General features: G+C 44.9%; 2 protein-coding genes. Both read left to right on the forward strand.

Annotation, left to right across the window (positions count from 1 at the left end):
* Positions 1 to 572: hypothetical protein (locus ASC50_RS00935; RefSeq protein WP_226995303.1), on the forward strand; the 572-nt coding region annotated here is incomplete at its 5' end.
* Between the two features lie 98 nt (positions 573 to 670).
* On the forward strand, positions 671 to 1152 hold a 482-nt coding region (locus tag ASC50_RS00940), incomplete at its 3' end, for a DUF5977 domain-containing protein (RefSeq protein WP_226995304.1).

Genomic DNA, 1152 nt, shown 5'->3' on the forward strand with positions numbered 1-1152 from the left:
CCATGGCGGGGACTTGCTTTTTGAAAAGCCTGAAAACAGCCGTTGCAATTGCTCAGGCGGGGTATCTAATCAAAAACATCAACGTCACCATCTCGTTTCGCTACCAAGTGGTGTCGGATGGGTCGCGACTGCCGTTGGTGTTGGTCGCCTACGATAGCAAGCACGACAAAATCAGCAAAATCAAGCAGTTATTTCCTTTTTTGAAAGCATCCGCCGCCACGCCCGAAGGGCTGTGCTACTCCGTCATCACCGATTTGATTGAGCGCAACGCCACCGAAAATTCCGAAAACTACTTCGTCAATTTCTACGACGGCATGCCCTGCTTCATCCTCGACGAAAACTGCACCTACGAAGGCAAACCGGCAATAGAGCACGTCCACGATGAGGTGTTGCGCATGAAACGCAAAGGCATCCAAGTGCTGTCCTACTTCATAGTATCCGAAAAATGGCGCATGGAAGAAATAAAAACCACCTTCGCCGATTGCCAATACATGTACGGCAAAGATTCCAAAATGCTAAATATCAACGACTTGGGAGAATTAGCACGGTCGCTGAATGCGTTGGTGGCATAATTTTTTCAAAAAAAGCTCATAACTCATAACTCATAACTTTTTCGTACCTTTGCAGCCGATTATTAAAAGTTATAAACAAGTTACTAACAAGTTTTGTTATGAAAAAGATATTTTTACTTACGCTACTCGCTTTATTTGCGGGCAGCACAGCGGTGGCACAGACACCGACATTCGGCGGCGGTTCGGGCACATCTGCCGACCCCTATCTCATTACCTCCAAAGCTGATTGGGACGCTGTGGCGGCACAGGTCAATAATGGCTGGAATAATTATCAGGACAAGTATTTTGTGTTAACAGAAGATTTGACGGGTATTACAACTATCATTGGTACTAATGCCGGTTCGCCTTTTATGGGTAAATTTGATGGTTGGGGACATGAAGTGAATGTGAATATCACTGCTTCTTATGCTTTTAATGGGGTGTTTGGTCGTATTTCGAATAGCACCATTAAAAATTTAGGGGTAACCGGCACATTTACCAGAAATAATTGTGACCCAGAATACATCGGTTCACAGGTAACTTATATTGTTGCGGCGGGGAACCACACATCTACCATTAGTCAAGCCGATGCAGATAGTAA

This window comes from Candidatus Symbiothrix dinenymphae (genome assembly GCF_001431085.1).